This is a genomic window from Frateuria hangzhouensis (genome assembly GCF_026410505.1).
GTDB lineage: Bacteria > Pseudomonadota > Gammaproteobacteria > Xanthomonadales > Rhodanobacteraceae > Frateuria_A > Frateuria_A hangzhouensis.
The window spans coordinates 156,794-180,786 of sequence record NZ_JAPMIU010000002.1 but is presented as its reverse complement, the minus strand read 5'-3'; the positions used below and the strand labels follow the sequence as shown (position 1 = coordinate 180,786).

The following is a 23,993-nucleotide window of genomic DNA, read 5'->3' as shown; positions in this document are numbered from 1 at the left end:
GCCTCGCCGGTGGGCTGAAGCCCACCCTGCGGATGGCGGTGCGCGAAGGCCTTTCGTCACGGGCACCGCCGTGCAGCCGGATGGCATACTCGACGTTTCCGTTCCCGCAGAGAATCCGCATGCGTGTAATCACCACCCTCGCCCTCGGCGCGCTGGTCCTGCCGCTGTCCGCCCTTGCCGCCGAGCCGCATTCGTACGCGCAGCCCGGGCAGGTGCGCGTGACCCACCTGGATCTCGACCTGGCGATCGACTTCCCGCACAAGGAACTCGACGGCACCGCCACGCTCAGCCTGGACTGGAAGAATCCCAAGGCCCCCGCGCTGGTGCTGGATACGCGCGACCTGAAGATCGCCAAAGTCGAGGCCCTCGACGCCGCCGGCCGCGCCACCGCGCTGAAGTTCGCACTGGCGCCGCGTGACAAGGAGCTGGGCAGCAAGCTCACCATCCAGGCGCCGAAACACCCGGGCAAGGTGCGCATCGCGTACTCGACCGCGCCCACGGCGTCCGGCCTGCAATGGCTGAGTCCCGAGCAGACGGCCGACAAGAAGCTGCCCTTCATGTTCTCGCAGTCCGAGTCGATCCACGCCCGTTCGTGGGTGCCGCTGCAGGATTCGCCGGCGATCCGCTTCACCTACAAGGCCCACGTGAGCGCGCCGAAGGACGTGCGCGTGGTGATGAGCGCGATCAATGACGCCAGGCACCCGCTCGACGGCGACTTCCGCTTCGACCAGCCGCACCCGATTCCCTCCTACCTGCTGGCGATCGCCGCCGGCGACATCGCGGTGCAGGAAACCGGCCCGCGCTCGGCCGTCTATGCCGAGCCTTCGGTGGTCGGCAAGGCGGCGCACGAGTTCGAGGACACCGAGAAGCTGATCGAGGCGACCGAGAAGCTCTACGGCCCCTACGCGTGGGGCCGCTACGACATCCTGGTGCTGCCGCCGTCGTTCCCCTACGGCGGCATGGAAAACCCGAACATGACCTTCGCCACGCCGACCGTGCTGGTCGGCGACAAGAGCCTGGTCTCGCTGGTCTCGCATGAGCTGGCGCACTCCTGGTCGGGCAACCTGGTGACCGCCGCGACCTGGCGCGACATCTGGCTCAACGAGGGTTTCACCACCTACGTGCAGGGCCGCATCACCGAGGCGGTGTACGGCAAGGCGCTGGCCGACGAGGAGGCGCTGCTGTCGGCGCGCGCGCTGCAGAAGTCGATCGGCGACATGCCGGCCAACGCGCAGAAGCTCGCGCCCGATCCGCGCGGCGTGGGTGCGGACGACTCGCTGTCCGACGTCGCCTACGACAAGGGCTCCTGGTTCCTGCGCACGCTGGAGCAGCGCTTCGGCCGCGCGACGTTCGACAACTGGCTCGAGGCCTACTTCCACCGCCACGCCTTCACCTCGATCACCACCGAGCAGATGCTGGCCGACATGAAGGCCAACCTGTTCGACGCGCACCCGGGCAAGATGGACTGGGACCAGGCCAGGGCGTGGGTGTACGAGCCGGGTGTCCCCAAGGATGCGCCGCTGCCGACCTCGGCCCGCTTCCAGGCGATCGACAAGGAGCGCGCCGCGTTCCTGGCCGGCACGCTGGACGCCGGCCAGCTCGACGCCAAGGGTTGGAACACGCAGGAGTGGATGTACTTCCTCGACCGCCTGCCCGATGCGCCGCCGCTGTCGAAGATGAAGCAGCTCGACGCCGCCTGGCACCTCACCGGCACGCCGAACGCCGAGATCGGCATGCGCTGGTACAGCCACGCCATCGCCGCCGGCGACAAGGCGGTATGGGAGGCGGCGCGCGAGCACATGACCCGGATCGGCCGCATGTACCTGACGCTGCCGGTGTACAAGGCCTTCGCCGCCACGCCCGAGGGGCTGGCCTACGCCGAGGCGGCCTACGCCCAGGCCAGGAACGGCTACCACCCGATGACCCAGGGCGCGATCGAATCGATCCTGGGCAAGGCCAAGCAAGCGAAGAAGTAAGCCCTGCTCCCTCCCCTGCCTGCGGGGGAGGGCTGGGGAGGGGTGCTCTTCGCTCCGAACGGGCCACCCCCTCCCGGCCTCCCCCCGCATGCAGGGGGGAGGAGCCGGTTTTCGGAACATCAGGAATCCACGCATGAACCCACCCGCCACCCGCCCCCTCTGGCAGCGCATGCTGATCCGTCGGCTGAAATTCTTCGGCGTGCTGGTGGCGCTGGTGGTCGTGCTGCTGGGCGGCAGCTATCTGTTCGCGCCGCAATGGCTGCTGCGCGCGCACGTGATGCGCCAGGCGATGACCGCGCACGTGGAAAAGCACACCGTGCGCGCCGGCGACACCACCTGGAGCTACTACGAAGGCGGCCAGGGTCCGACGCTGGTGCTGCTGCACGGCTTTGCCGCCGACAAGACGCTGTGGTTGCCACTGGCCGAACAGCTCACCCCGCATTTCCACCTGGTGATTCCCGACCTGCCGGGCTGGGGCGAATCCTCGCGTGAGCCGGGCGGCAACTACGGCATCCAGGCGCAGGCGGCCCGCCTGCAGGCTTTTCTCGACGCGCTGAATCTGCAGCGGGTGGTGCTGGTCGGGCACTCCATGGGCGGCGCGGTGGCCGGCGTCTATGCCGCCAATCACCCACGCGGGGTTGCCGCGTTGGCGCTGCTGGATGCCTACGGCCTGAAGGCCCGCGAGAACGACTTCGACCGCGCCGTGCTGGCCGGCAAGAATCCATTCGTCTACGACGATCGCGCCGGCTTCGAACACGCGCTCGAACTGGCCTTCCTGCACCCGCCGGAGGTGCCGGGGCGGATCGAGGACGTGTTCGTCGCACGCAACCGCCAGGACCGCGCCTTCATCGAGCGCACCCTCGCTAAGCTGCGCCAGCCGGACGACTACCTTTCGCTGCAGCACGTGCTGGATCGGCTCACCATGCCGGTGCTGGGCGTATGGTGCCGCGAGGACCGCATGGTCGACCCGTCCGCGCTGGACAGCCTGCGCGATGGCCTGGTCCAGGCATCGACGATCAGCTCCAGCCTGCTTTCCGGCTGCAACCACATGCCGATGATGGAAAAGCCCGAAGCCACCGCGCAGGTGCTCACCGGGTTCGTGCTGGGGCGTTGACGGCCGCCGCGTTGCGGTGGGTTCGCTGCCTTCTTCGGGAAAGGTGAGACGAAGGCTGGGGAGCTTTCGCCATGGCGTGGCCTTGGTTGTCCATCCGGCCCCATCGAGCATCTCCGCAAGCCTTGGCCCCTCACCCCAACCCTCTCCCCGGAGAGGGAGCCGGTTGGCTGCGGGTTGCGGGTTGTGCGGCACATCCACGCTTGGCTCCCCCTCCCCTCGGGGAGAGGGCTGGGGTGAGGGGCCGGGGCTTGCCTCGGAATCCATCGGGCGGAGAGCAGGTCTTGGGGCTCCCTGCGGCCAGCCGGCCGTGGTGACTCAGCCTGGCAACCGCACGCCGAGCAGGCCGAACCGTCGCAGCCCTTCCGCGCTGGGCAGCAGGGCGCGTCCCTGCGGCGCGTGCCGCAGCCAGCCCGCGTCGAGCATGGCACCGGTGAGCGCCACGCCGAGTGGCCCACCCACGTGCAGGCGGCGCTCGGTCCAGTCCACGCATCCGCGCCCGCGCAGGCCCGGCAGGCGGGCGGTGCTGGCGGCGTCCAGTCCGGCGGCGACCAGCGCCTCGGCGCCGGCGGGGTGTAGCACCAGGCCGTCGCTGGTCGTGGCCAGGTGACCGCGGTCGAGCAGTTGCGCGCAAAGCGCCACGCCAAGCTGGCCGGCGAGGTGGCGATAGCAGCTGCGTGCGCGGCGCAGCGCGGCGTCGGCGGTCGGGGGCGGCACGGCGGCGGGCTTGCGTGGCGGTGCCAGCGCTTCCAGCCAGGCGGCCACCTCATCGCCGGCCAGGCGGTAGTAGCGATGGCGTCCCTGCACCTGCAGCGCAAGCAGGCCGCCTTCGAGCAAGCGCTTCAGGTGGGCGCTGGCCGTCGATGCGCCGACGCCCGCGGCGCGGGCCAGCTCGCCGGCCGGCCGCGCCGTGCCGTCGATCAGGGCAAGCAGCATCGCCGCACGGGCCGGTTCTGCCAGCAACGCGCCGATTTCGGCAAGTTGGTGCGGGGTGAGCGAGGTGGCCATACGGCGAGTCTAGTGCCCGGCGGTGCGGGAACGTTTCGGTGGACGGCGAAGGTTGATGGCTTTTCGCGAGGTTGCCCCGTCTGCCAGCGGCACTCCCCTCGCCCACACGGGGAATTCCCCGCGGCGCTGCTGCCGCGCGCCGCTACGTTCCGCGCGGCTTGGCGCGATGCGTGGGGGTGGCCGACCACGGATCGTCCGGCCAGGGATGGCGCGGGTAGCGGCCCTTCAGTTCCTTTTTTACTTCGGGGTAGGTGCGCTCCCAGAAACCCTTGAGATCCTGGGTCACCTGGATCGGGCGGCCGGCCGGCGAGAGCAGGTGCAGCGTGACCGGTACGCGGCCGCCGGCCACGCGCGGCGTGTCGGCCAGGCCGAACAGTTCCTGCAACTTCACCGCCAGCACCGGTGGCTCGCCGGGCGCGTACTCGAGCTTGCGCGCCTGCCCGCTGGGCACGGTGAGGCTTTCGGGCGCGTGCTGGTCGAGCTGGCGGCGTTGCTCGTAGTCGAGCAGCGCGGCGAGGGCCTGCGAGAGCTCATCGGTGCCGAGCGCGTCGAGTTTGCGCTTGCCCTGCAGGTACGGCCCGAGCCAGTGTTCGAGCGAATCCAGCAAAGCGGCGTCGGAGACGTCGGGCAGGCCGAACTCCGGCATCCAGCCGGCCAGCGCCTGCATGCGCGCGCGCAGGCGGCGGGCCGTGTCGCTCCAGGGCAGCGCGTCGAGGCCGCGACTGCGGACGGCTGCGAGCAGCGCGGGCAAGGCATCCGCGGGCTGCACCGGCACGCTGCGGCGCTCCAGCACGATCGCGCCGAAGCGCTGTTCCTCGAAGGCCTCGACGGCGCCGCGCGCTTCATTCCAGCGCAGCGCGCGCTCGCGGTGGAAGTGCCGTGGAAAATCCGCCTCCAGCCGACGCGGATCGAACGGCGCGGCGGCGAGCACCAGGCTGTCGCGCGCGTCCAGCCGCAGGTCCAGCACCACCAGCCAGGGCTCGCCGGACAGGGCGCTGGCTTCGTGCAGGCTGGCACCGCGGCCGTTGGCCAGCGTGTAGCGACGCGGGTTGGCCTCGTCGCGGCGGGCGATGCGGTCGGGCCAGGCGTGCAGCAGCAGGTCGCCGACGGCGTGGCTGTCGGGGACGCCGCTCGCGGCCGTGCGCACGTCCAGGCGCCGACGCCAGCCTTTGGAGGCCTGTTCGATCGCCACCATGGCACCGCTGTCGAAACCGCCGCGCGCGACTGCTCCCCTCGAGGTGCCCAGGGCGGAGACGCGGCGATCGCGCCAGGCGTGCAGCGCATCCACCCGCGCGCGGAAGTCGTCGCTGCGCGCCTGCTCGCCGCGCAGCGGCGAGCGCGCCTCGACCAGGGCGAGCAGGTCGGCCGCGAGCGGGCGCAACTCCGCTGGCGCGCGCAGCGCCGCGGCAGCCAGCCGCGGACTGGCGCCGAGCGCCAGCATGCGCCGGCCCAGCGGCGTGATGCGTCCGTCGGCATCGAGCGCGCCCAGCGCGGCGAGCAGCTCGCGCGCCTGCGCCAGCGCGCCGGGCGGCGGCGGATCGAGCCAGCGCAGCGTGTCGTCGCTGCCGGCGCTGATGCCCCAGGCGGCCAGTTCCAGCGCCAGCCCGGAAAGTTCGGCCTGGGCGATCTCCGGCGTGCGTGCGGCCTCCAGTCGGCGGCTTTGCGGCCACAGGCGGTAGGCCGTGCCTTCGGCGACGCGTCCGGCGCGGCCGGCGCGCTGGTCAGCGGAGGCCTGCGAGATGGACACCGTCTCCAGCCGCGAGAAGCCGGAGTTGGGATCGAAACGCGGTTCGCGCGCCAGGCCGGCGTCGATCACCGCCCGGATGCCGGGCAGGGTCACGCTCGATTCGGCCACGTTGGTGGCCAGGATCACGCGCCGCGTGCCCGCTTCGGCCGGCGCCAGTGCGGCCTGCTGTTCGGCCAGCGAGAGCTCGCCGTGCAGCGCGAGGATCTCGAGCTCCTCCCCGCTTTCGCCGCGAGGGGGGAGCGTCTTTTCGAGCAGCGTCTGGGCGCGCGCGATCTCGCGCCGACCGGGCAGGAACACGAGCACATCGCCGGCGCTTTCCTCCAGCGCCTGGCGGGCGACGCGGGCGAGCTGGTGTTCCGGGGTTTCCTGCGCGCGGGCGGGTGGATGTTCGATGCGCACCGGAAAGCTGCGGCCCGGGCTGGACAGCGGTGGCGCGTCCAGCCAGCGCGCGATGCGTTCGCCGTCGAGCGTGGCGGACATCACCAGCAGCCGCAGGTCCGGACGCAGCGTGGCCTGCACGTCCAGCGCCAACGCCAGGCCGAGGTCGCCGGCCAGGTGGCGTTCGTGGAATTCGTCGAACAGGATCGCGCCGACGCCGGACAACTCCGGATCGTCCTGGATCAGTCGCGTCAGGATGCCTTCGGTAACCACTTCGATGCGGGTGGCGGCGCTCACCTTCGATTCGAAGCGGATGCGGTAGCCGATGGTCCGGCCGACCTCTTCGCCCCGTTGCTCGGCCATGAACCGGGCGGCGGCGCGTGCGGCGATGCGGCGCGGTTCGAGCATCACGATGCGGCGGCCCGCCAGCCAGGATGCATCCAGCAGCGCGGGCGGGACCTGGGTAGTCTTGCCGGCGCCGGGCGGGGCTTCGAGCACCAGCCGCGTATGGGCGTCGAGCGCGTTGCGCAACTCGGGCAGCAGCGGGGTGATCGGAAAGGCGGTCGGCGCTTGCATCATCCACGCGGATGATAGCCGCTGGGCACGCTCAACCCGTGCGGATTCATGCAGGAGCCCGCGTGCGGTCGATGCGCTTCGACCGGGTCAAAGCGAAGCATCGCCCGCAAGCGGACTCCTGCAAAGGGCGGCCGGACCGGGTGGCTACTTGCTCCCCGCCATGCACTGTGCCACCCACTTGCGCGCGGTGGCCACGCCGCTGGTATCGCCCAGGTGCGTACGCACGCTGGCGATGATCTGCCAGTTGCGCGCGCACAGCTGACCGTGTTGCGGGCCGTTGCGCCAGGACTCCAATGCCAGCCGTTGCGCCGCGTCGTAGTCGGTCTGCCTGAGCGCGGCCTCGGCCTGCTGATTGAGCTGTTCCGGCGTGGCCGGCGGCGTCGGCAACGGCACGTCGGCGGGCGAAGGAGCCGGCGACGGCGGTGCCTTCGCGCGTTCGGCGCGCAGTGGCGCGAGCGATTCGAACTTGGACTGGTACTCGTCCGTGATGCGCTTGGCGTCGTCGCTGGAGCCGATCACGCGCGGGGTGATCAGCACGATCAGCTCCGAGCGGTTGCGATGGCGGTCGGTGGTGCCGAACAGGCGGCCGATCAGCGGAATGCGGTTGAGCCCGGGAATGCCGGTATCGGTGCTGCCCTCGTCCTGCCGGATCAGGCCACCGAGCAGCACGGTCTGGCCGCTCTGCACGCCGACCTGGGTGGAGATCTCGCGCTGCTGGATGGTGTAGTTGCCGTTGGTGTCCTTGTCGCCCGGCACGCTCACCTGCTGCTTGATGTTGAGGTAGACCAGGCCACCGGGATTGATCCGCGGCTGCACGTCCATGATTACGCCGGTGTTGATGTACTGCACTTGGCCGATGGTGGTCGGATCATTGCTATTGGTAGTGCCCAGGCCGGTAGTGAAGAAGGTCTGGTTGACCGGGATCTGGTCGCCGGCCTGGATGTGTGCGACCTGGTTGTTCATCACCACCAGCGACGGTGCCGACAGCGTCTTGACGTTACCGTTCTTCTCCTGCGCATGCAGGGCGACGTTGAGGTTGTTGCTGAGGAACGAATAGAAGAACGAATCGGCCGACGGGTTGTACGTGACGCCTCCGCGCCCAAGCGCCCACTGTTGCCGGTTCCCCGGCTGGCCGGGGGTGATGCCGCCGCCGCTGTTGGGCGTGCCGCCTACCAGCCCTTCGAGGTACCACTGCACGCCGAACTGGAATTCCCCGGTGAGCTGCACCTCGAGGATGCGCGTCTCTATCTGCACCTGCAGCGGCACGGTGTCCAACCGCTCGATGGCGCCTTCGATCTCCGACCACTGCGACGGCCGCGCACGCACCAGCAACTGGTTGTTGGCGTCCACCGAGGAAATCTTGATCGAGCCGTCGGACGAGCTGTACTGCTGGTCGTTGGCCGCGCTGCTGGCGTTGGCCAGGCCACTGCTGCTGCCGAAGCCGCCGCCTCCGCTCAGTCCGCCGGTGCCGGTGCCGTTGTCGCTGCCGAAACCGTTGCCCGTGCCGTTGTTGCCGCCGAGCATGCCGCTGTTGCCCGCGCCGCTGTCGCTGCCGCCCCGGCTGCCGCCCCGGCTGCCGCCATCGGCGCCCGCGAAACCGCCGCTGTTGCCGAAGCTGCCGGCGGTGCTGCCCATCGCGGTGTCGTTGGTGTTGTCGGCGCTGCCCAGCGTGCCGGAGGAAAGCCCCGGGCCGACTTCGCCGCCACCACCGCCACCGCCGGACGCGTTGGTGTAGATCCGCGCCAGGTAGCGCGCCAGGTCCGAGGCCTTGATGTTGCGCACGTCGTAGACGTACAGCTGCGGCTCGTTGCCGCCGCCGCGGTCGATCCGGGCGATCCATTCGCCCACTTCACGCAGATAGTCCGGCTGGGTGCTGATCACCACCAGCGCATTGGTGCGTTCGATCGGGATGAAGCGCAGCATGCCGGCCAGCGGGCTGTCGCCCTGCTTGCCGAAAATGGCATCGAGCTTTGGCATCAGCTGGGCGACGTTGGCCCGTTCCAGGCTGAACACGCCCACCGACATGCCCTTCAACCAGTCGACGTCGAAGGTGCGCACGGTGCGCGCGTAGTTCTCCAGCTCCTGCGGGGTACCGGCCAGCACCAGCAGGTTGCGCGCCGGGTCGACCAGCAGGATCGAGTCAGGCCGGGCGAACGGCTTGATCAGCTTCTGCATCTGCGCGGCGGAGATGTAGTGCAGCGGAAACAGCCGCGCCTGCATGCCGCCGCGCGGCGCCACCGCGCCGAGGCTGGGCACCACGCTGCCGGCGACCGCGTTCTTGGCCGGCAGCACCACGTAGCTGGCGCCACGCTGGATCAGCGCGTTGCCGGTCCAGGACAGCAGTGTCTCCAGCACCGGCAGCGCCTCGCTGGCGTCGATCGGCTCGGCGGTGGAGAAGGAAATGTTGCCCTGCACGCCTGGCACGATGGTGTAGTTCTTCTTCAGGAAGTCGCCGAGGATCGCCTTGACCACTGCCTGCACCGGCTGGTTCTCGAAGTTGAAGGTCACCGCGCCCTCGCCGTGCGCCGGCGGCCGTGGCTTGGCCAGCGGCTGCGGGTGGATGAACTGGCCGGTACCGCTGTCGATCTGCGGCTGCGGGCTTTCCTGGCCGGCGGGGCCGGCGTTGTTGTTCAGCGGCAGCGGCGCGGGTGCGGGCTTTTCGGTGCCGGCCACGGCCTCCCGCTGCAGCGCGTAGTCGTCGCGCGGCTGCGGCATGCTGGAGCAGCCGACAAGCCAGACCGTCAGCGCGATGGCGCCGATCCGGGACAGACCGTGCAGGGCATAGGGGAACATGGTTCAGCGATCTCCTTGGTGAGCTTTCGCGGCTGCCTGTTCGGCGCGGCGTTTCTGGATGGCGGCCTTGAGCTGGCGCAGGCGCTCGGCCTGGCGCGCATCGTTGGTCATGTCCATGCGTGCCGGACCACCGCGCAGGGCCGAAATGGCCCCGCCGCCGGCGGGCGCCATGCCGCCTTCGTCGTCCTCGTCGCCGCCATCGTCCGGGTTGCCGGGGCCCGGGCCGGGGCCGGGCTCGTCCTGCGGAATGCCGTCCTGCTCGTCCTCGCCATCCTCGGGCGGCGGCTGCAGGCGATGTCCCCGGCGCATTTCGATGGGTACGTCCTCGGGTATCGAGGAAGCCTCCGCCGGGACGCCGCCCGGGCCCGGGCCAGGACCCGCACCGCCGCGGACCTGGTCGACCGGGGCGCTGGCCGGCAACTGCAGTTCGACGCGGCCGCTGGAGGAGTCGAACACCGCCGCGCGCGGCTTGACCTCGACCAGGGTCCAGCTGCCGTCGGGCAGGCTGGCGCCTTCCTTCACGCGCAGCTCCTTGCCGCTGTCCTTCGCGCGCTTGTTGTGCAGCAGCGCCATGCGCAGGGTGGGCGTGAGGATGATGCCGGTCAGCTGCATGTCACCGAGCTGGCTGGTGCCGCTGGCGGCATGCGCCACCGGCTTGCGGTCGGGGTTGAACAGCGGTTGCTGCCACACCGCCGCGTAGCGCTGCAGCGGTACCGGCGGCGGCAGCGTGGCGGCATGTTGCGCCGGCAGCGGCGCGGGCCGGCGCGGCGCGGCCCAGTGCACGCCACGGCCGATGCCGGCGAGCAGGGCCAGGAACAGCACGCCCAATACCACCGCGGCGGCGGCCAGCGGCACGGTCAGGCGGCGCTGCGCGGCGGCGTTCATGGCGCCTCCCCGCTGTCGATGACGCTGGCCGCCGGGGCCGGCGCCGCGGCACCCTGACCGCGCGCCGGGCGCACGTAGCCGGACAGGGTGAACTGGATTTCCAGCACCGGCTGGTTGCCCTGCTGTGCGGCGACCGGGTTGCGGTAAATGCTCAGGTCGTCGACGAACAGGTAGGGCGTGCCCTGTTCCAGCGCGTTGAGCACCGCCACCAGCGGTTCCATGTCGCAACGCAGGCTGATGCTCACCGCGGCCTTGCGGTAGGGGCTGTTGTCGTCGTCCGGCGGATTGGGCAACGGCATCTTCTGGGTCACTTCGCAGGCGCCGCCGGCGGTGTGCGCACCGACCGCGTCGACCACCCGCTGCATCAGCCCGGCGGAGGCGGCATTGGGGTCGCTCTCGGGCAGGAAGGCGGCACTGGCCGCCTGGCCGGCGCCCAGTTCGGCGATGCGCTTCTGCAGCGCCGGCCTTTCGGCGATGGCCGCGGCGTAGCGGCTCTGCGTGTCGCGCAGGTCGGCCATCTGTGCGTGGACCGCGCGCAACGGCGCCACGAACCACCAGTGGATCAGCAGGAAATAGACCAGCACCAGCGCCAGCACCAGCAGCAGCACGGCGGCGATACGGCTGTCGCGCGGCTTCAGCACGAGTTGCCTCATGGCCGGTCCCCCGCGCTGGAACTGCTTGGAGCGGCCTGGGCGGTGGCGCCGGCCTGGCGCAGCTGGGCGACCATGTAGAAGCGCTCCTTGCCCGACGCCGGATCGGGCTGGATGCTGCCCTGGAAATTGGGATCGCGCACGATCTTCGAATCCTTCAGCGCGTCGATCAGCGCGGCCGCCTGCGGCGCCTGGCCCTGGAAGCCGACCTGCCCGCCCGGATCGACGCTCAACCGCTCCAGCCAGGCGTTTTGCGGCAGCCGGCGGGTGAGGTCCAGCAGCAGATCGAGCATGGTCACGCGGTTCTGCTTGCGCCGCACCAGGAAGCTGGCCGCGCCGGCGTTGTCCTGCAGCTCCTGGCGCAGCGCGCCGACCTGCTGCGCCTCGGCCTGCATGCTTTCGACCTGGGCCTGCATCGTGGCCAGCGCCTGTTCGCGGTTGTTCAGCCACTGCGCCAGCGCCAGCACCAGCAGCAGCACGGCCGCCGCGGCGAGCGCCAGGTTCAGCCGCTGGCGCGGATGGGTGCGGTGGAGCACCCGCGCCGGCGGCAGCAGGTTGGCGCCGAGCCGGCCGTTGCCCTCGGCCACGTCCACGGCGTCGACACGGATGCCGGCACCTTCCAGCTCGGCCAGCAGCGGGTCGAGCGTGTCCCGCGGCACCGCCACCAGTTCGGCGAAGAAGCGCCCGGCCGGCGCCGGCGCATCGCGTTCGAGCACCGCGTAGTAGACCTGCTCCACGCGGAAGGGCGTTTGCCGGTCCATCTCGAAGGCGCCGACCTGTTGCAGGTTGTCCGCTGCCGCGCGCGGCAGCAGCAGCCGCCGGCGCAGGCCCGCGGTGGCCGGCAGCAGCAACGCCAGGCGCAAGTCCTCGCGGTCGACCTCGGCGATGGCCGCGGACAGGGCCGCCTGCTCGATCGCCGCCTCGCTGCCGCGCGGCCATTGCGCGCGCACCTCCGCCTCGCCGGCACGGCGCAGTTCCCAGCGCTGGCCGGTCCGCTGAAGCAGATACCACTGCGCGCCGCCGCCGAACAGGCGGGCCCACGACGAAGGCAGCATCGCGCCCAGTTCGCCGAACCACCAGCCAAAGAAGCGCGGCAGCGGCGAGGCACGCCAGGCCCGGCGTGCGCGGTCCAGCTGGGGCCGCAGCGATTGCGTTGCGTTGGTCATTCGCGGTCACCCTCCCGCCAGTGCAACACCGCGTAGGGCTGCGCCCCCGGACGAACGCCCTGCAGGCGTACGGTGGCGTGCAGCACGGCGCGCGTGCCATCGGCCATCGTGGCCTCCGAGCGGATACTATGCGTCACTCCATTGCCGGCGAACAGGGCCGCCACGCCCGGGCGGGCGTTCTTGCGCGCGGCCATGACCTGCGCGACCCGCTCCGGCGTCATGCCGGGGACCGCCGCCAGCGCCAGCGGCGCGGCCGTTTTGGGGTCGGGACTCTCGCGCCCGGACCAGATGGTGATCGCACCGGCCAGGGTGCGGTACAGCGCACTCGTCATTCCCGCCACCTGCTGCAGTTCCTCGATGCTCATGAACGGGGCGTGGCGCGGCTGGTAGCCGTTCGCCGCGTAAACCTCCAGGCCGACCCGGCGGTTGGGGTCGAAATCGCGCCAGTCGAGCACGGCCAAGGCCAGTTTCTGCGCCGCGTCGTTGCGCAGGCCGGCTGCGTGGAACAGCCCCTGCAGCACGATCGGCGAGGCGGTGTTCAGATCCACCTTGCCGCCTTCATCGAACGCGCTGACGCGCACCGTGGCGTCGCCGAAATGGAACGTATAAGGTCGCCCGTCGGCTTGCCAGCGTTGCTTCAGGCGCGGGTCCTGCAGACCGTAGACGGCGCGCGCCAGGCCAGCCTCCGCGGCGTAGTGCGCCTGCGTCTGGGCGAACTGGAAGCGCGCCTGCAACCCCTCGGTGCGCGCCGTCAGGGCATAGCCGCCGAGCATGATCGCCAGCAGCGTGCAGGCCCACAGCACCAGCAGCAAGGCCACGCCGCGCTGCGACCGGCGCTGCGCGCTCATGGCTCTCTCCCGGCCAGGAGCCTGGCGGGCGTGGCCCCGTCAAGCATGGTGAACTGGCGCTGGTTGGCCGAAGCGTCCACGCGCAGCGGCACGGTCAGCTGCGGCCAGTAGCCGGCGCCGGGAAGTTTCAGATCGATCCGTACCAGCTGCGGCAGATGGTCGCCGGCGGGCCAGTCGCCGCGCCACGCGCCGACGCGGCCGCGCGCATCGAGTCCGCGGTAGTGGAAGCTGCCCTGGCGGACGTCCTCGAGCAATACCTGCGGCGGTCCCGGCTTCAGCGGTTCGCCGCTGGGCGGCAGCAGCGCGAAGCGGATCTGCAGCCGCTGTCCGCCCTTGCCGTTGTCGACCAGATCGAGCATCTGCACCTGCGGCCCGAGCTTGCCAAGATAACCGGGCAGTGGCGCCACGAAGCTCATCGACCGCGCGTCGCCCTGGAAGAAGATCGGCTCGTCGTCGTCCGGATCCTTGGCCAGTTGCTGGGTCATCGCTTGCGCCAGCTCCCTGCGCAGGAACTGCTGCGCCGCACGAACCGCGTCCAGCCGCTCCACCGCCGCCGTACCGGCGCGCACGCTGTGCGAAGCGGTGCGGATGCCCGAATACACGCCCACCAGCAACAACGCCAGCAGCGCCAGCGCGGCAAGCACTTCGAGCAGGGTGAAGCCGCGGGCGCGCTGTCGGGGATTCGGCATTCGGGATCCGGGGTTCGCAACAGCGGACGGCAGGCGCTTGCGCGCCTTGCCGAACCCCGGATCCCGAATGCCGAATCCCGGCCTCACGACCCCACCCCCCGCGGCTGGGGGCCACCCACCCGCAGCGTGCTGAAACGCGCGCGATAATCGTGCCCTGCACTCTTCCACATCACGTCCAGGTCCAGCCGGTAGAGCTTGAGCGGCGAGGCCGGCGCCCGCGGTTGCGGCCCGGCCGCGGGTGCGGTCGCCCGGACCGGAAACGGCTGCACGTCCAGTTGCCAGCTGTAGCGCTCGTCGAAGCGGCCGCTGCTGCGGCCGGTATGGACCGGCTCGAGCACGAACGCGCTGTCGAGCAGGCTGCGCGCCCACATCGCCGCCTGGCTGCGCTCGGCCGAACGCGCGGTGAGCGTGAGCGAACTGCCCGCCACGCGCATCAACGTGGCGAAGGTGATCGCCAGCAGCAGCACCGCGGCAATCACCTCGAGCAGGGTGAAGCCGCGGGCGCGCGCGGCGCGGCGCCCGGGATGGGGGATTCGGGATTCGGGATTCGCAACAGCGCACGACAGGCGCTTGCGCGCCTTGCCGAATCGCCAATCCCGAATCCCCCATCCCCGCCCCATCACGAATTGACCACGCTCACCGCACCCGTGAGCCAGGCGACATTGACCCGCCACCGGCGCTCGCCCTGCTGCAGCACGACGTGGCCGCCGGTGGAGCTGCCATCGGGGAAAAAGCGGATGCGGCCGGTGTGGTCGTCAGGCTGGTCCTCGCGCGCGCTGGTGATGGACAGCCGCATGCCCTCGGGCAAGGCCACCTGCTTGCCACCCGCGGCGCGGTAGCTAGCGTTCTTGATATCCAGGTCGAACGTCTGCTGCTGGCCCTTGACGATCGCCTGCGCGCGGGTGGCGCGCAACGCCGCGGCCAGTTCCACGCTGGCCGCGCGCACGCGCGCGCTGGCCAGCCCCTGGCTCACCGACACGGCCGCCGCCGCCGCCGCGATGCCGATCAGCAGGATCACGGCGAGCATCTCGAGCAGGGTGAAGCCCCTGGTGCGCTTTGCGCGCCGGGGATTCGGGAGTCGGGATTCGGAATTCGCAAAAGCAGCGGGCAGCAGGCGCTTGCGCGCCTTGTCGAATCCCCGATCCCGATTCCCGAATCCCAGCCTCATTGCCAGCTACCGATGTCCTTGCTGTATTTGTCGCCGCCCGGCTTGCCGTCCTGGCCGTAGAACACCAGGTCGTAGCTGCCGTGCTCGCCGGGGGACTTGTAGCCGAAGGCGTGGCCGAACGGATCGACCAGGTCCGATGGCTTGGCGTACGGGCCTTGCCAGTTCACCGCGTTCGGCGGCTTCTTGACCAGCGCATCGAGGCTGGCCGGCGGCGAGCCATTGTCGAGCGAGTAGTTCTCGACCTTCTGGCCCAGCGTCATCAACTGTGCCTTGCCGGCGCCGTACTTGCCCTTGTCGACGCTGCCGCCAACCTGGCGCACCACGATCGCACCGATGATGCCGATCAACACGATCACGGCCAGCATCTCGAGCAGGGTGAAGCCTTTGGCGCGCGCGGCGCGCCCGGTATTCGGGATTCGGGATTCGGGATTGGGCAAGGCGCGCAAGCGCCGGCCACCCGGTTTTGCGAATCCCGATTCCCGATTCCCGAATCTCCGCATCTGATCAACCATAAAAGTCTCCACACTCATTGAATATTCGCCGTAAGGCTCAGCAGCGGCAGCAGGATCGCCGCCATGATGATCGCCACCAGCACCGTCATCACGATGGTCAACGCCGGCACCAGCGCGGCCAGCAGGCGGTCGATCGCGCGCTTCGATTCCAGGTCGAAGGTGTCGGCGACCTTCAGCAGCATGCTGTCGAGCTGCCCGGCCTCCTCGCCCACCTGCACCATCTGCAGCGACAGCCGCGGAAAGCGTTGCGAACGGGCCAGCGCGGCGCTCAGGCCGCCACCGCCCTTGACCTGTTCGGCCGCCTGCGCCAGCGCATCGTCCAGCGCGGTATTGCCGGTGACCTGGCGCGCGATGCCCAGCGCGGTGAGCAGCGGCACGCCGTTCTTCAGCAGCGTTCCCAGCGTCCGTGCGATGCGCGCGGTCTCGACCTTGAGCAGCAGCGGCCCGATCACCCGCATGGTGAGCAGCTTCGCGTGCCAGGCCATGCGCTGGGCCGGATCGCGCAGACGCGCCCGCCACACCGCGATGCCGATGCCCAGCGCGACCAGGATCAGCCACCACCACGATTGAAGCACCTGGCCGATGAACAGCACGATGCGCGTGATCCAGGGGATCGGCACCTGCATGTCCTGGAAGATCGGCACGAACTGCGGCACCACGTAGGCCAGCAGCAACACCAGCGAGCCGAGCACGCCGATCATCAGGAACGCCGGGTAGATCAGCGCATTGATGATGTTGCCGCGCAGTTGCTGGGCGCGTTCGAGGTAATCGGCCAGCCGGCGCAGGGTGTCTTCCAGCGAACCGCCCGCCTCGCCTGCGCGCACCAGCGAGATGTAGAGCCGGGGGAACACGCCATGTTCCTCGTCCAGCGCCTGCGACAGCGTGATGCCGCCACGCACGCGGTCACGCACGCGCTCGACCAGGCGTTTGGCGCGCTCGGCCTCGGGAAGCTCCATCAGGATGCCCAGCGCGCGATCCAGCGGCTGGCCGGCACCGAGCAGCGTGGCCAACTGGTGGGTGAACTGCGCCAGTTGGTCGCCGGTAAAGGGGCCGCGCTTGAACAGGGCCGCGAACGCCGAGCCGTCGCCCATGGCGTCGGCAGGCCGAGCCTCCAGCGGCGTGTGGCCCTGGTCCTGCAGGCGGCCGATCGCCTCCTCCAGGCTCGACGCCTCGATCTGCCCCTGCAGCATCTCGCCGGCGGCGCTGATGGCGCGGTAGCGGAACTGCGCCATGTCAGAGACCCTTCGCGCTTTGCTCCCTCTCCCCTCCCGGGAGAGGGCTGGGGTGAGGGGTCAAGGCTTGCGAAAGAGGGCGGGCGGGACAGGACGCGCTTTTGCTCTTCTGGGCAGAAACAGCCACTCGATGGAAGTTCGGGGCGAGCCCCGACCCCTCGCCCCAGTCCTCTCCCCGGAGGGGAGAGGGAGCCAGAAGTTCAGCCTTCCTGCGTGACACGCAACACCTCCTCGAGGGTGGTGACGCCGGCGACCGCCTTGGCGATGCCGTCCTCGTACATCGTGCGCATGCCCTCGGCGCGAGCCACCCGCTCGATCTCGCTGGCGTCGGCGCGCTGCATCACCAGGCGGCGCAGCGGCTCGCTCATCACCAGGAACTCGACGATCGCGCGACGGCCGCGGTAGCCGGTCGGGTTGGCGGCATTGCTGCCCGGCTTCCACAAACGGATCGGGCGTTCGTCGGTGTATTTCTCCAGTTCGAACTCGGCGACCACTTCCGGCGGCGGCTCGTAGGGAATCGCGGTATCCGGGTCGAGCCGGCGCACCAGCCGCTGGGCCAGGATCGCGTTGACGGTCGAGCCGAGCAGGTAGTCCTCGACACCCATGTCAAGCAGGCGCGTGACGCCGCCGGAGGCCGAGTTGGTATGCAGGGTGGAGAGCACCAGGTGGCCGGTGAGCGCGGACTGGATCGCGATGCGGCAGGTCTCCAGGTCGCGCATCTCGCCGATCATGATCACGTCCGGATCCTGGCGCATGATCGAGCGCAGCGCGTTGGCGAAATCCAGCCCGATCTGCGGCTTGACCTGGATCTGGTTGATCCCCTCGAGCTGGTACTCGACCGGGTCCTCGACGGTGATGATCTTCACGTCCGGCGTGTTGATGCGCGACAGCGCCGTGTACAGCGTGGTGGTCTTGCCCGAGCCGGTGGGGCCGGTGACCAGCAGGATGCCGTTGGGACGCTCGAGCACTTCGACGAAGCGCTTCTCGAACGCGCTCGTGAAGCCGAGCGATTCGAAATCGAACACCACCGACTCGCGGTCCAGGATACGCATCACCACCGATTCGCCGTAGGCGGTCGGCACGGTCGACACGCGCAAGTCCAGCTCCTTGCCCTGCACGCGCAACTGGATGCGCCCGTCCTGCGGCAGTCGCCGTTCGGCGATGTTGAGCTTGGCCATGATCTTGACGCGGCTGATCACCGCCGCGGTCGACGAGGACGGCGGCGCCTCCACTTCGTGCAGCACGCCGTCGATGCGGTAGCGCACCTTCAGGCGGTTCTCGAACGGCTCGATGTGCACGTCGGACGCGCGCTGTTCGACCGCGCGCTGCAGGATCAGGTTCACCAGGCGGATCACCGGCGCCTCGGAGGCCAGGTCGCGCAGGTGCTCGACGTCGTCCTCCTCGCTGGCTTCGCCGCCGAGGTTCTCCACGATCGTGCCCATCGCCGAACGGCCGGTGCCGTAGTAGCGCTCGATCAGGTCGTCGATTTCCGAGCGCAGGCCGATGCGCAATGCCACCGGCCGGCCGGCGGCCAGTTCCACGGCCTGCAGCGGATAGGGGTCGGCCGGATCGGCCACCACCAGCGCCAGGTCGTCCTCGCCCTCGCGCACCGGCACCACGTGCTGCTGCTTGAGGAAGCGCAACGAAAGCTCCGGCTCCGCCGGCGGCATTTCCGGCGCGTCGCGCGCGGCCAGCAGCGGCACATCGAGCAGTTCGGACCAGCCTTCGGCCAGGTCGCGCTCCGATACCAGCCCGAGCCGCGCCAGCAGCGCGGTCAGCGTGCCCTCGGGCGCCTCCTCGTGCAGCCGGCGCGCGCGATGGAGGTCGCTGTCCTTCAGATGCCCGCGCGACACCAGCAGGGCGCAGACCGCCGCTTCGCGGTCGTCCACGGTGAGCGCCCAGGTGGCCGCCGTCTGCGCCGCTGTCGACATGTCACTACTCCCCCATGCAGATCGCGTATCACGCTGGCCACCCGGGGCCGGCAGGACAGGCATTGTTAGCACAATCGACGAAAACGATGCGACCACAACCATGAACACGTGGCCGGTGCAGGGCGACGCCGCGAATGGGCTTCGCGGGGCTGTGGCGGGTTCGTCAGCCGCCCGCGTCCTTCCCCTCGATCGCACCCCCGGCGCCGCTCGGGCTGCCCCCGCAACCCCCGGTGGGCGGCGATGTCCGACCGTTGTCATTGAACCGGCTATCGGGCAGTTGCATCGACATTCCGCGCGGGGTGTGCCTAAGCGTTTGCTCGGCCTCGGCTGCCGTCTGCGGCCGCTGGCTGCCGGTTTGCGGCTTTCCGTCGGCCAGTGCCTGGCGTTCGGCGGCGGTCAGCTCGCGCAATTGCCCGGTGGCCGGATCGATCGCTGCCTGCAGTTGCTGGCAGCCGTCGGCCGGCCTGGCCACATGGGATCGGCCGGCACTGGCGGCGGCCGCCTGGTCCGCCGCCCGCAGGCCGCTGCAGGCACAGGCGCCGACGACCGCCGGTGCCAGGAGAAGCCAGCTCGCCTTGCGCATCCTTGGTTCCCTCCCCGGGCGCGTCGATGGATGTTCCCGCGCGGCCGCGTGGCTGCCGCCGGACATGTCGGTGGAGAAGCTGCCCCACCGGAAGTGAATACAGTGTGCCGGAAAAAAAGCCGGCACCTCGCGGTGCCGGCTCCGGATCAGCCTTCGAACCCGGCTTACCAGCCGATGCCGATACCCACGCCACCGCTGGTCTCGTCGCCGCTGACCGCGGCACCGAAGGTGACGCTCGCGTGCGACGACACCTGCCGCGAGTAACCGACCGCCAGCGCCGCGCGGTTGCCGTAGGTGCCCATGCCCACGCCCAGCCGGTTGGCGTCGGTGATGCCCTGGGTGCTGAACGACATCTGCGCCATCGCCGCCCCCATCGCACCGACCTGGTCCAGTCGGCGATCGACGGCGCGGAAGCGGTCGTCGACCTCGTTGCGGAAGGAGTCCAGGTCACCGGTGGTGACGAAGCCGGCCAGCTTCTGGTCCGCGTAGGCCTTGGCCTGGTTCAGGGTCTGCACGTCCCCGGCGTCGGCATAGGTCTTGGCGGTGGCGATGGCCTGGTCCACCTGCCCGGTGTTCGCCGCATCGGTCGCCGCGGTACCGGCGCTGACGTTGGTCACGCGCCGGGTGTTGGTGGCGGTGCCGACCGAGACGGTGTTGGCCGCGTCGGCCACCGACCCTTGGCCGATCGCCACCGCACCGTCGGCGGTGACCGTCGCGCCCTGGCCGATCGCGGTGCCGGAGGCGTTCTGCACCGTGGCGCTCTCGCCGACCGCCACGGCATTGGTCGCGGCGGCGGCGATGGTGCTGTTGGCGCCCACCGCCGTGCTGCCGTCGGCGTTGACCTTGGCGTTGCCGCCAAGCGCGGTGTCGTTCTTGCCTGCCGCGTAGCTGTCGCCGCCCACCGCGGTGCCATGGTCGCCACCGGCCGAGGCGGCCGAGCCGATCGCCACGCCCTTGGTGCCGGCCGCGACGTTGGCATTGGCGGTGCCGTCCACCCTCAGGTAGCCCAGGTCGGCCGCGCCTTCGCTCAGGCTTCCCAGCTGGGTTTCGATGGTGGTCACCCGGCCGTCCAGGTTGGTGATCGACTGGGTGTTGGTGGTCACCTGGGTGTTCACCTGGCTCACCGCGGCGTCCAGCTGGCCCTTGTTGACCGCGTCATGGGCGGCCGTGCCGTCGGCCAGGTTGTGCACCTGGGTGCCGCCCTGGCCACCGAGGGTCACGTCGCACTGGCAGGCGGCGTCGTAGTTGACCGACAGCGCATCGCCCTGGCTCACCTGGGTCTGCAAGGCATCGAGCTGGCCCTTGTTGACCGCGTCGGTGGCGGCGGTACCCGCGGCCACGTTGGTGATGAAGCGCTCACTGCCGACGTCGCCCACCGACACCGCGTTTTCGCGGCTGGCCACCGATCCGGCACCCAGCGCCACGCTGTTGGCCGCCTGGGCGTAGGCACCGTAGCCGATCGCGGTGGCGTTGACCTGCTCGGCCCAGGACGCCGCGCCCAGGGCCAGCCCGCCTTCCATGTCCGCCGCGCTCAGCCAGCCCAGCGCGGTGCTGTAGTCCGCGCCGGCCGTGGCACCGGCGCCCAGTGCCGAGCTGCCGGTGCCGTTGGCGGCAGCGGAAACCTGACCGAACACGGTGCCGCCGACGGCCACGCTCTCGTCGCCCGAGGCGATGCTGAACTCGCCCACGGCCGTGCCGCTGGTGCCCTCGGCCGCGGCGCCGACGCCCACGGCCGTCGCATAGTCCCCGGCCACCGTTTCGGCACCGATGGCCGTGGCGCCCAGCCCCAGCGCATTGGCCAGGTAACCGTTGGCCGTGGATTCCACGCCGGCCGCCACGCTTTCGGCGCCGGTGGCCGTCGCGGCATCGCCCGAAGCGGTGCTGTAGTAGCCGCTGGCGGTGCTTTCGATGCCGGAAGCCTCGCTCAGCGCACCGGTGGCCACGCCGCCGTCGCCGCTGGCCAGGCTGGCCGCGCCCGTGGCGGTCGACTGCTCGCCACTGGCTTCGCTCTCCGAACCGAGCGCGGTGCCGTACTCGGCGGTCGCCTGCGCATTGCTGCCGTAGGCCGCACTGTTGGCGCCATCGGCCACGCTGCCATAGCCGCCGGCGGTGGCGTAATCGCCGTTGGCGGTGGCCAGGCTGCCCATCGCCGTGGCGCCGGTACCGAAGGCACCGCTGTAGGCGCCCACGGCCGTGGCGTTGTCAGACAGCGCGTAGCTGCCGGCGCCGTAGGCCGAGCTTTCGGTGCCCAGCGCGGCACTGGACGCGCCGCCGGCCGTGCTGTGTTCGCCCAGCGCCAGCGCGTCTTCCGTGCCGTCGGTGGCGCCGTCGGCCTGGAACATCGCCGTCGCGCCGCCGACCGTGCTTTCGAGCTGCGCCAGGTTGACTGCATCGGTCGCTTCGGTGCCGGCAGCCACGTCGGTGATCTGGCGCTCGGCGCCGTCGTCACCGACCGACACGCTGTTGGCGCGATCGGCCACCGAGCCGGCACCCAGGGCCACCGCGTTGGTGGCGTCCAGCGTCACCCAGGCCAGCGAACCCAGCACCGTGCTGTCCGTGGCATCGGCCTCGGCCAGCCAGCCCACCGCGGAGCTGTAATCACCCACCGCATACGCACCGGCGCCCAGCGCCACTGCGCCGTAGCCGTCAGCCTCCGTCGAGTACGAACCGAGCGCCATGCCGCCCATGGCGATGCTTTCGGTACCCGCCGCCACCGAGCCGTAGCCGGTCGCGATCGAGTAGTCGCCCAGCGCATTGGCCACCGGACCGCTCGCCACCGACAGCACGCCCTGCGCATACGCGCCGATGCCGAACGCCGAGCTCAGGTCGCCCACGGCCTGCGCGCTGGCGCCCACCGCCGTGCCGCCCATGCCGGCGCTGGTCGTCGCGCCGATCGGGTTGCCGTCGGCGTCGGTGATCAGCGCCGCGCCGGTCTCGTCCACCGCCTGTCCGCCGATCGCCACCGAGCCGGCGCCGTCGGCTACCGAGCCGCTGCCGAACGCGGCGCTGTTGTAGCCGTTGGCGGTGGCGCCAAAGCCTGCCGCCGTTGCGTACTCGCCATTGGCCTGCGTCAGGCTACCGATCGCGGTGCCGCCAGTACCGTAAACGCCGCTGTTGGCACCCACGGCAGTGCCGTTGTCGGTGGTCGCGTAGGCGCCGGCGCCGTAGGCCGAGCTTTCGGTACCCAGTGCGGCGCTGGCCGCGCCGCCGGCCGTGCTGTGCTCGCCGAAGGCCAGCGCATCTTCCGTGCCGTCCGTGGCGCCGTCGGCCTGGAACATCGCCGTCGCGCCGCCAACCGTGCTTTCCAGCTGGGCCACATTGACCGCGTCGGTCGCCTCTGTGCCGGCGGCCACGTCGGTGATCTGGCGCTCGGTGCCGTCGTCGCCCACGGACACGCTGTTGTCGCGGTCGGCATACGAACCGGCACCGAGTGCCACCGAATTGTCCGCGCCCGCAAAGCTGTTGGCGCCCAGTGCCATGCTGTCAAGGCCGATCGCGAAGCTGTTGTAGCCCAACGCCACGGCGTTGGGCGCTTCCAGGCCCAGCCCGGCAAAACCGGTCCACGCATTGCCGCCGATGGCGATGCTGTTGTCACCCGCGGCCTGGCTGCTATCGCCGATGGCGATGCTCGACGTACTGAAGGCAGCCGAACCGTAGCCGCTGGCGATCGAATAGTCGCCCAGCGCGTTGGCCACCGGACCGCTCGCCACCGAGAGCGCGCCAGAGGCGTAGGCGCCGATGCCGAACGCCGAGCTCAGGTCGCCCACGGCCTGCGCGCTGGCGCCCACCGCCGTGCCGCCCATGCCGGCGCTGGTCGCCGCGCCGATCGGGTTGCCGTCGGCGTCGGTGATCAGCGCCGCGCCGGTTTCATTCACGGCCTGTCCGCCGATCGCCACCGAGCCGGCGCCGTCGGCTACCGAGCCGCTGCCGAACGCGGCGCTGTTGTAGCCGTTGGCGGTAGCGCCGAAGCCGACCGCCGTCGCGTACTCGCCATTGGCCTGCGCCAGGCTGCCTACCGCGGTGCCGCCGGTGCCGTAGGCGCCGCTGTAGGCACCTACGGCGGTGCCGTTGTCGGTGGTCGCCATGCTGCCGGCGCCGAAGGCCGAGCTTTCCAGGCCCATGGCGCCGCTGTTGGCGCCCGTGGCGGTGCTGCTGTCTCCGAGCGCGATGCTGTTGGCGCCGATGGCCGACGCATAGGCGCCTTGCGCCAGCGAGTAGAAGCCCATGGCGGTGCCGTACATGCCAGCCATCGCGGCCTGGCCGCCGGCCGTGCCGCCGAGGTCGACCACCGGGTCGACGACGGCCTCCCCGCCGGGGTCGGCGGCAAGCTCGGCTGCCTGCAAGGGCGCCACGCTTCCCGCGAACAGGATGCCTACCGCGGCAGCCACGCTCAGCACGGCCGGTCGGGCGCCTTTGAGCCTGCCGCCCTTTCCGTGCGCGCGGGCGAACTCGGACGCGACGACCAGCACGCCGAGCGAGGCGTTCCAAACTTTGCTGTAGACCTTGTTCACGAGCCTTACCTCCGAGCGGATGTGCGGACGGCGGGTTGGCGGCCGCCCGACGAAATGCATGTGTGTCGGGCGATGCCACGCGCGTGGCCGACCCGGTTTTGGCAAGCGCGGCGCCTTGCGCCGCGGTGATCGGGCGTGCGACGGGCCGGAGCGCCGCTTTCGCGGCACCCTTCGAGCGCAGTTGCGATCAGGAAAAACCGGTTGAGCGAGCGGTTCGCGCCCCGCCGGA

At 70.7% G+C, this 23,993-nt stretch carries 17 protein-coding genes; 2 read left to right on the top strand and 15 right to left on the bottom strand.

The genetic code is table 11. The features are described from left to right. The first annotated feature begins 119 nt into the window (after positions 1-119). Both OSC30_RS02645 and OSC30_RS02640 read left to right on the top strand, forming a co-directional pair. Entirely contained in the window at positions 120-1,976 is a 1,857-nt protein-coding gene (locus OSC30_RS02645) for a M1 family metallopeptidase (RefSeq protein WP_267170277.1), read from the top strand. Between the two features lie 169 nt (positions 1,977-2,145). Next, a complete protein-coding gene (locus OSC30_RS02640; RefSeq protein WP_425474727.1) occupies positions 2,146-3,090 on the top strand; it encodes an alpha/beta fold hydrolase in 945 nt (314 codons plus the stop codon). Positions 3,091-3,405: 315 nt separating this feature from the next. On the opposite strand, the gene OSC30_RS02635 is transcribed toward OSC30_RS02640, so the two are convergent. The 15 genes from OSC30_RS02635 to OSC30_RS02565 form a co-directional block, all read right to left on the bottom strand. Beyond that, positions 3,406-4,095 (bottom strand): ArsR/SmtB family transcription factor, encoded by a 690-nt coding sequence (locus tag OSC30_RS02635; RefSeq protein ID WP_267170275.1) that lies wholly within the window; start codon positions 4,093-4,095, stop codon positions 3,406-3,408. A gap of 142 nt (positions 4,096-4,237) precedes the next feature. Continuing rightward, positions 4,238-6,796: an ATP-dependent helicase HrpB gene (gene hrpB, locus OSC30_RS02630; protein ID WP_267170274.1), complete on the bottom strand. Its 2,559-nt coding sequence runs from the start codon at positions 6,794-6,796 to the stop codon at positions 4,238-4,240. A 144-nt stretch (positions 6,797-6,940) separates the two neighbouring features. After that, positions 6,941-9,589 (bottom strand): type II secretion system secretin GspD, encoded by a 2,649-nt coding sequence (gspD, locus tag OSC30_RS02625; RefSeq protein ID WP_267170273.1) that lies wholly within the window; start codon positions 9,587-9,589, stop codon positions 6,941-6,943. A 3-nt stretch (positions 9,590-9,592) separates the two neighbouring features. After that, the gene (locus tag OSC30_RS02620; protein ID WP_267170272.1) at positions 9,593-10,474 is read right to left on the bottom strand and encodes a general secretion pathway protein GspN; all 882 of its coding nucleotides are present in this window, start codon (positions 10,472-10,474) and stop codon (positions 9,593-9,595) included. After that, positions 10,471-11,127: a type II secretion system protein GspM gene (gspM, locus tag OSC30_RS02615; RefSeq protein WP_267170271.1), complete on the bottom strand. Its 657-nt coding sequence runs from the start codon at positions 11,125-11,127 to the stop codon at positions 10,471-10,473. The genes OSC30_RS02620 and gspM overlap by 4 nt, the downstream gene beginning before the upstream one ends. After that, on the bottom strand, positions 11,124-12,290 hold the full coding sequence (locus OSC30_RS02610) for a PilN domain-containing protein (protein WP_267170270.1): 1,167 nt from the start codon (positions 12,288-12,290) through the stop codon (positions 11,124-11,126). Before OSC30_RS02610 ends, gspM begins: the two co-directional genes overlap by 4 nt. Beyond that, a complete protein-coding gene (locus OSC30_RS02605) occupies positions 12,287-13,138 on the bottom strand; it encodes a type II secretion system minor pseudopilin (protein ID WP_267170269.1) in 852 nt (283 codons plus the stop codon). The genes OSC30_RS02610 and OSC30_RS02605 overlap by 4 nt, the downstream gene beginning before the upstream one ends. Continuing rightward, complete coding sequence (locus OSC30_RS02600; RefSeq protein WP_267170268.1) at positions 13,135-13,827, bottom strand: prepilin-type N-terminal cleavage/methylation domain-containing protein; 693 nt, start codon at positions 13,825-13,827, stop codon at positions 13,135-13,137. The genes OSC30_RS02605 and OSC30_RS02600 overlap by 4 nt, the downstream gene beginning before the upstream one ends. Before the next feature lie 83 nt (positions 13,828-13,910). Further along, on the bottom strand, positions 13,911-14,447 hold the full coding sequence (locus OSC30_RS02595) for a type IV pilus modification PilV family protein (RefSeq protein WP_267170267.1): 537 nt from the start codon (positions 14,445-14,447) through the stop codon (positions 13,911-13,913). Then, entirely contained in the window at positions 14,447-14,938 is a 492-nt protein-coding gene (locus OSC30_RS02590) for a GspH/FimT family pseudopilin (RefSeq protein WP_267170480.1), read from the bottom strand. Before OSC30_RS02590 ends, OSC30_RS02595 begins: the two co-directional genes overlap by 1 nt. Before the next feature lie 53 nt (positions 14,939-14,991). Continuing rightward, entirely contained in the window at positions 14,992-15,411 is a 420-nt protein-coding gene (gene gspG / locus OSC30_RS02585) for a type II secretion system major pseudopilin GspG (RefSeq protein WP_267170479.1), read from the bottom strand. Positions 15,412-15,521: 110 nt separating this feature from the next. Beyond that, positions 15,522-16,739, bottom strand: coding sequence for a type II secretion system inner membrane protein GspF (gene gspF / locus OSC30_RS02580; protein WP_267170266.1), 1,218 nt, complete (start codon positions 16,737-16,739; stop codon positions 15,522-15,524). A 200-nt stretch (positions 16,740-16,939) separates the two neighbouring features. Then, positions 16,940-18,670, bottom strand: coding sequence for a type II secretion system ATPase GspE (gene gspE, locus OSC30_RS02575; protein ID WP_267170265.1), 1,731 nt, complete (start codon positions 18,668-18,670; stop codon positions 16,940-16,942). A 163-nt stretch (positions 18,671-18,833) separates the two neighbouring features. Then, complete coding sequence (locus OSC30_RS02570) at positions 18,834-19,253, bottom strand: hypothetical protein (protein ID WP_267170264.1); 420 nt, start codon at positions 19,251-19,253, stop codon at positions 18,834-18,836. 164 nt (positions 19,254-19,417) lie between these two features. Continuing rightward, positions 19,418-23,764, bottom strand: a complete 4,347-nt coding sequence (locus tag OSC30_RS02565) for an ESPR-type extended signal peptide-containing protein (RefSeq protein WP_267170263.1) — start codon at positions 23,762-23,764, stop codon at positions 19,418-19,420. Positions 23,765-23,993: the final 229 nt, after the last annotated feature.

Excerpts from the sequence above, each read along its gene's own strand:
- OSC30_RS02610 (WP_267170270.1), bottom strand. The coding sequence starts at position 12,290 with ATGACCAACGCAACGCAATCGCTGCGGCCCCAGCTGGACCGCGCACGC.
- OSC30_RS02645 (WP_267170277.1), top strand. The coding sequence starts at position 120 with ATGCGTGTAATCACCACCCTCGCCCTCGGCGCGCTGGTCCTGCCGCTG.
- OSC30_RS02605 (WP_267170269.1), bottom strand. The coding sequence starts at position 13,138 with ATGAGCGCGCAGCGCCGGTCGCAGCGCGGCGTGGCCTTGCTGCTGGTG.
- OSC30_RS02600 (WP_267170268.1), bottom strand. The coding sequence starts at position 13,827 with ATGCCGAATCCCCGACAGCGCGCCCGCGGCTTCACCCTGCTCGAAGTG.
- OSC30_RS02620 (WP_267170272.1), bottom strand. The coding sequence starts at position 10,474 with ATGAACGCCGCCGCGCAGCGCCGCCTGACCGTGCCGCTGGCCGCCGCC.
- OSC30_RS02640 (WP_425474727.1), top strand. The coding sequence starts at position 2,146 with ATGCTGATCCGTCGGCTGAAATTCTTCGGCGTGCTGGTGGCGCTGGTG.
- gspE (WP_267170265.1), bottom strand. The coding sequence starts at position 18,670 with ATGTCGACAGCGGCGCAGACGGCGGCCACCTGGGCGCTCACCGTGGAC.
- gspF (WP_267170266.1), bottom strand. The coding sequence starts at position 16,739 with ATGGCGCAGTTCCGCTACCGCGCCATCAGCGCCGCCGGCGAGATGCTG.
- gspM (WP_267170271.1), bottom strand. The coding sequence starts at position 11,127 with ATGAGGCAACTCGTGCTGAAGCCGCGCGACAGCCGTATCGCCGCCGTG.
- OSC30_RS02595 (WP_267170267.1), bottom strand. The coding sequence starts at position 14,447 with ATGGGGCGGGGATGGGGGATTCGGGATTGGCGATTCGGCAAGGCGCGC.
- hrpB (WP_267170274.1), bottom strand. The coding sequence starts at position 6,796 with ATGCAAGCGCCGACCGCCTTTCCGATCACCCCGCTGCTGCCCGAGTTG.
- OSC30_RS02635 (WP_267170275.1), bottom strand. The coding sequence starts at position 4,095 with ATGGCCACCTCGCTCACCCCGCACCAACTTGCCGAAATCGGCGCGTTG.
- OSC30_RS02570 (WP_267170264.1), bottom strand. The coding sequence starts at position 19,253 with ATGCGCAAGGCGAGCTGGCTTCTCCTGGCACCGGCGGTCGTCGGCGCC.
- gspD (WP_267170273.1), bottom strand. The coding sequence starts at position 9,589 with ATGTTCCCCTATGCCCTGCACGGTCTGTCCCGGATCGGCGCCATCGCG.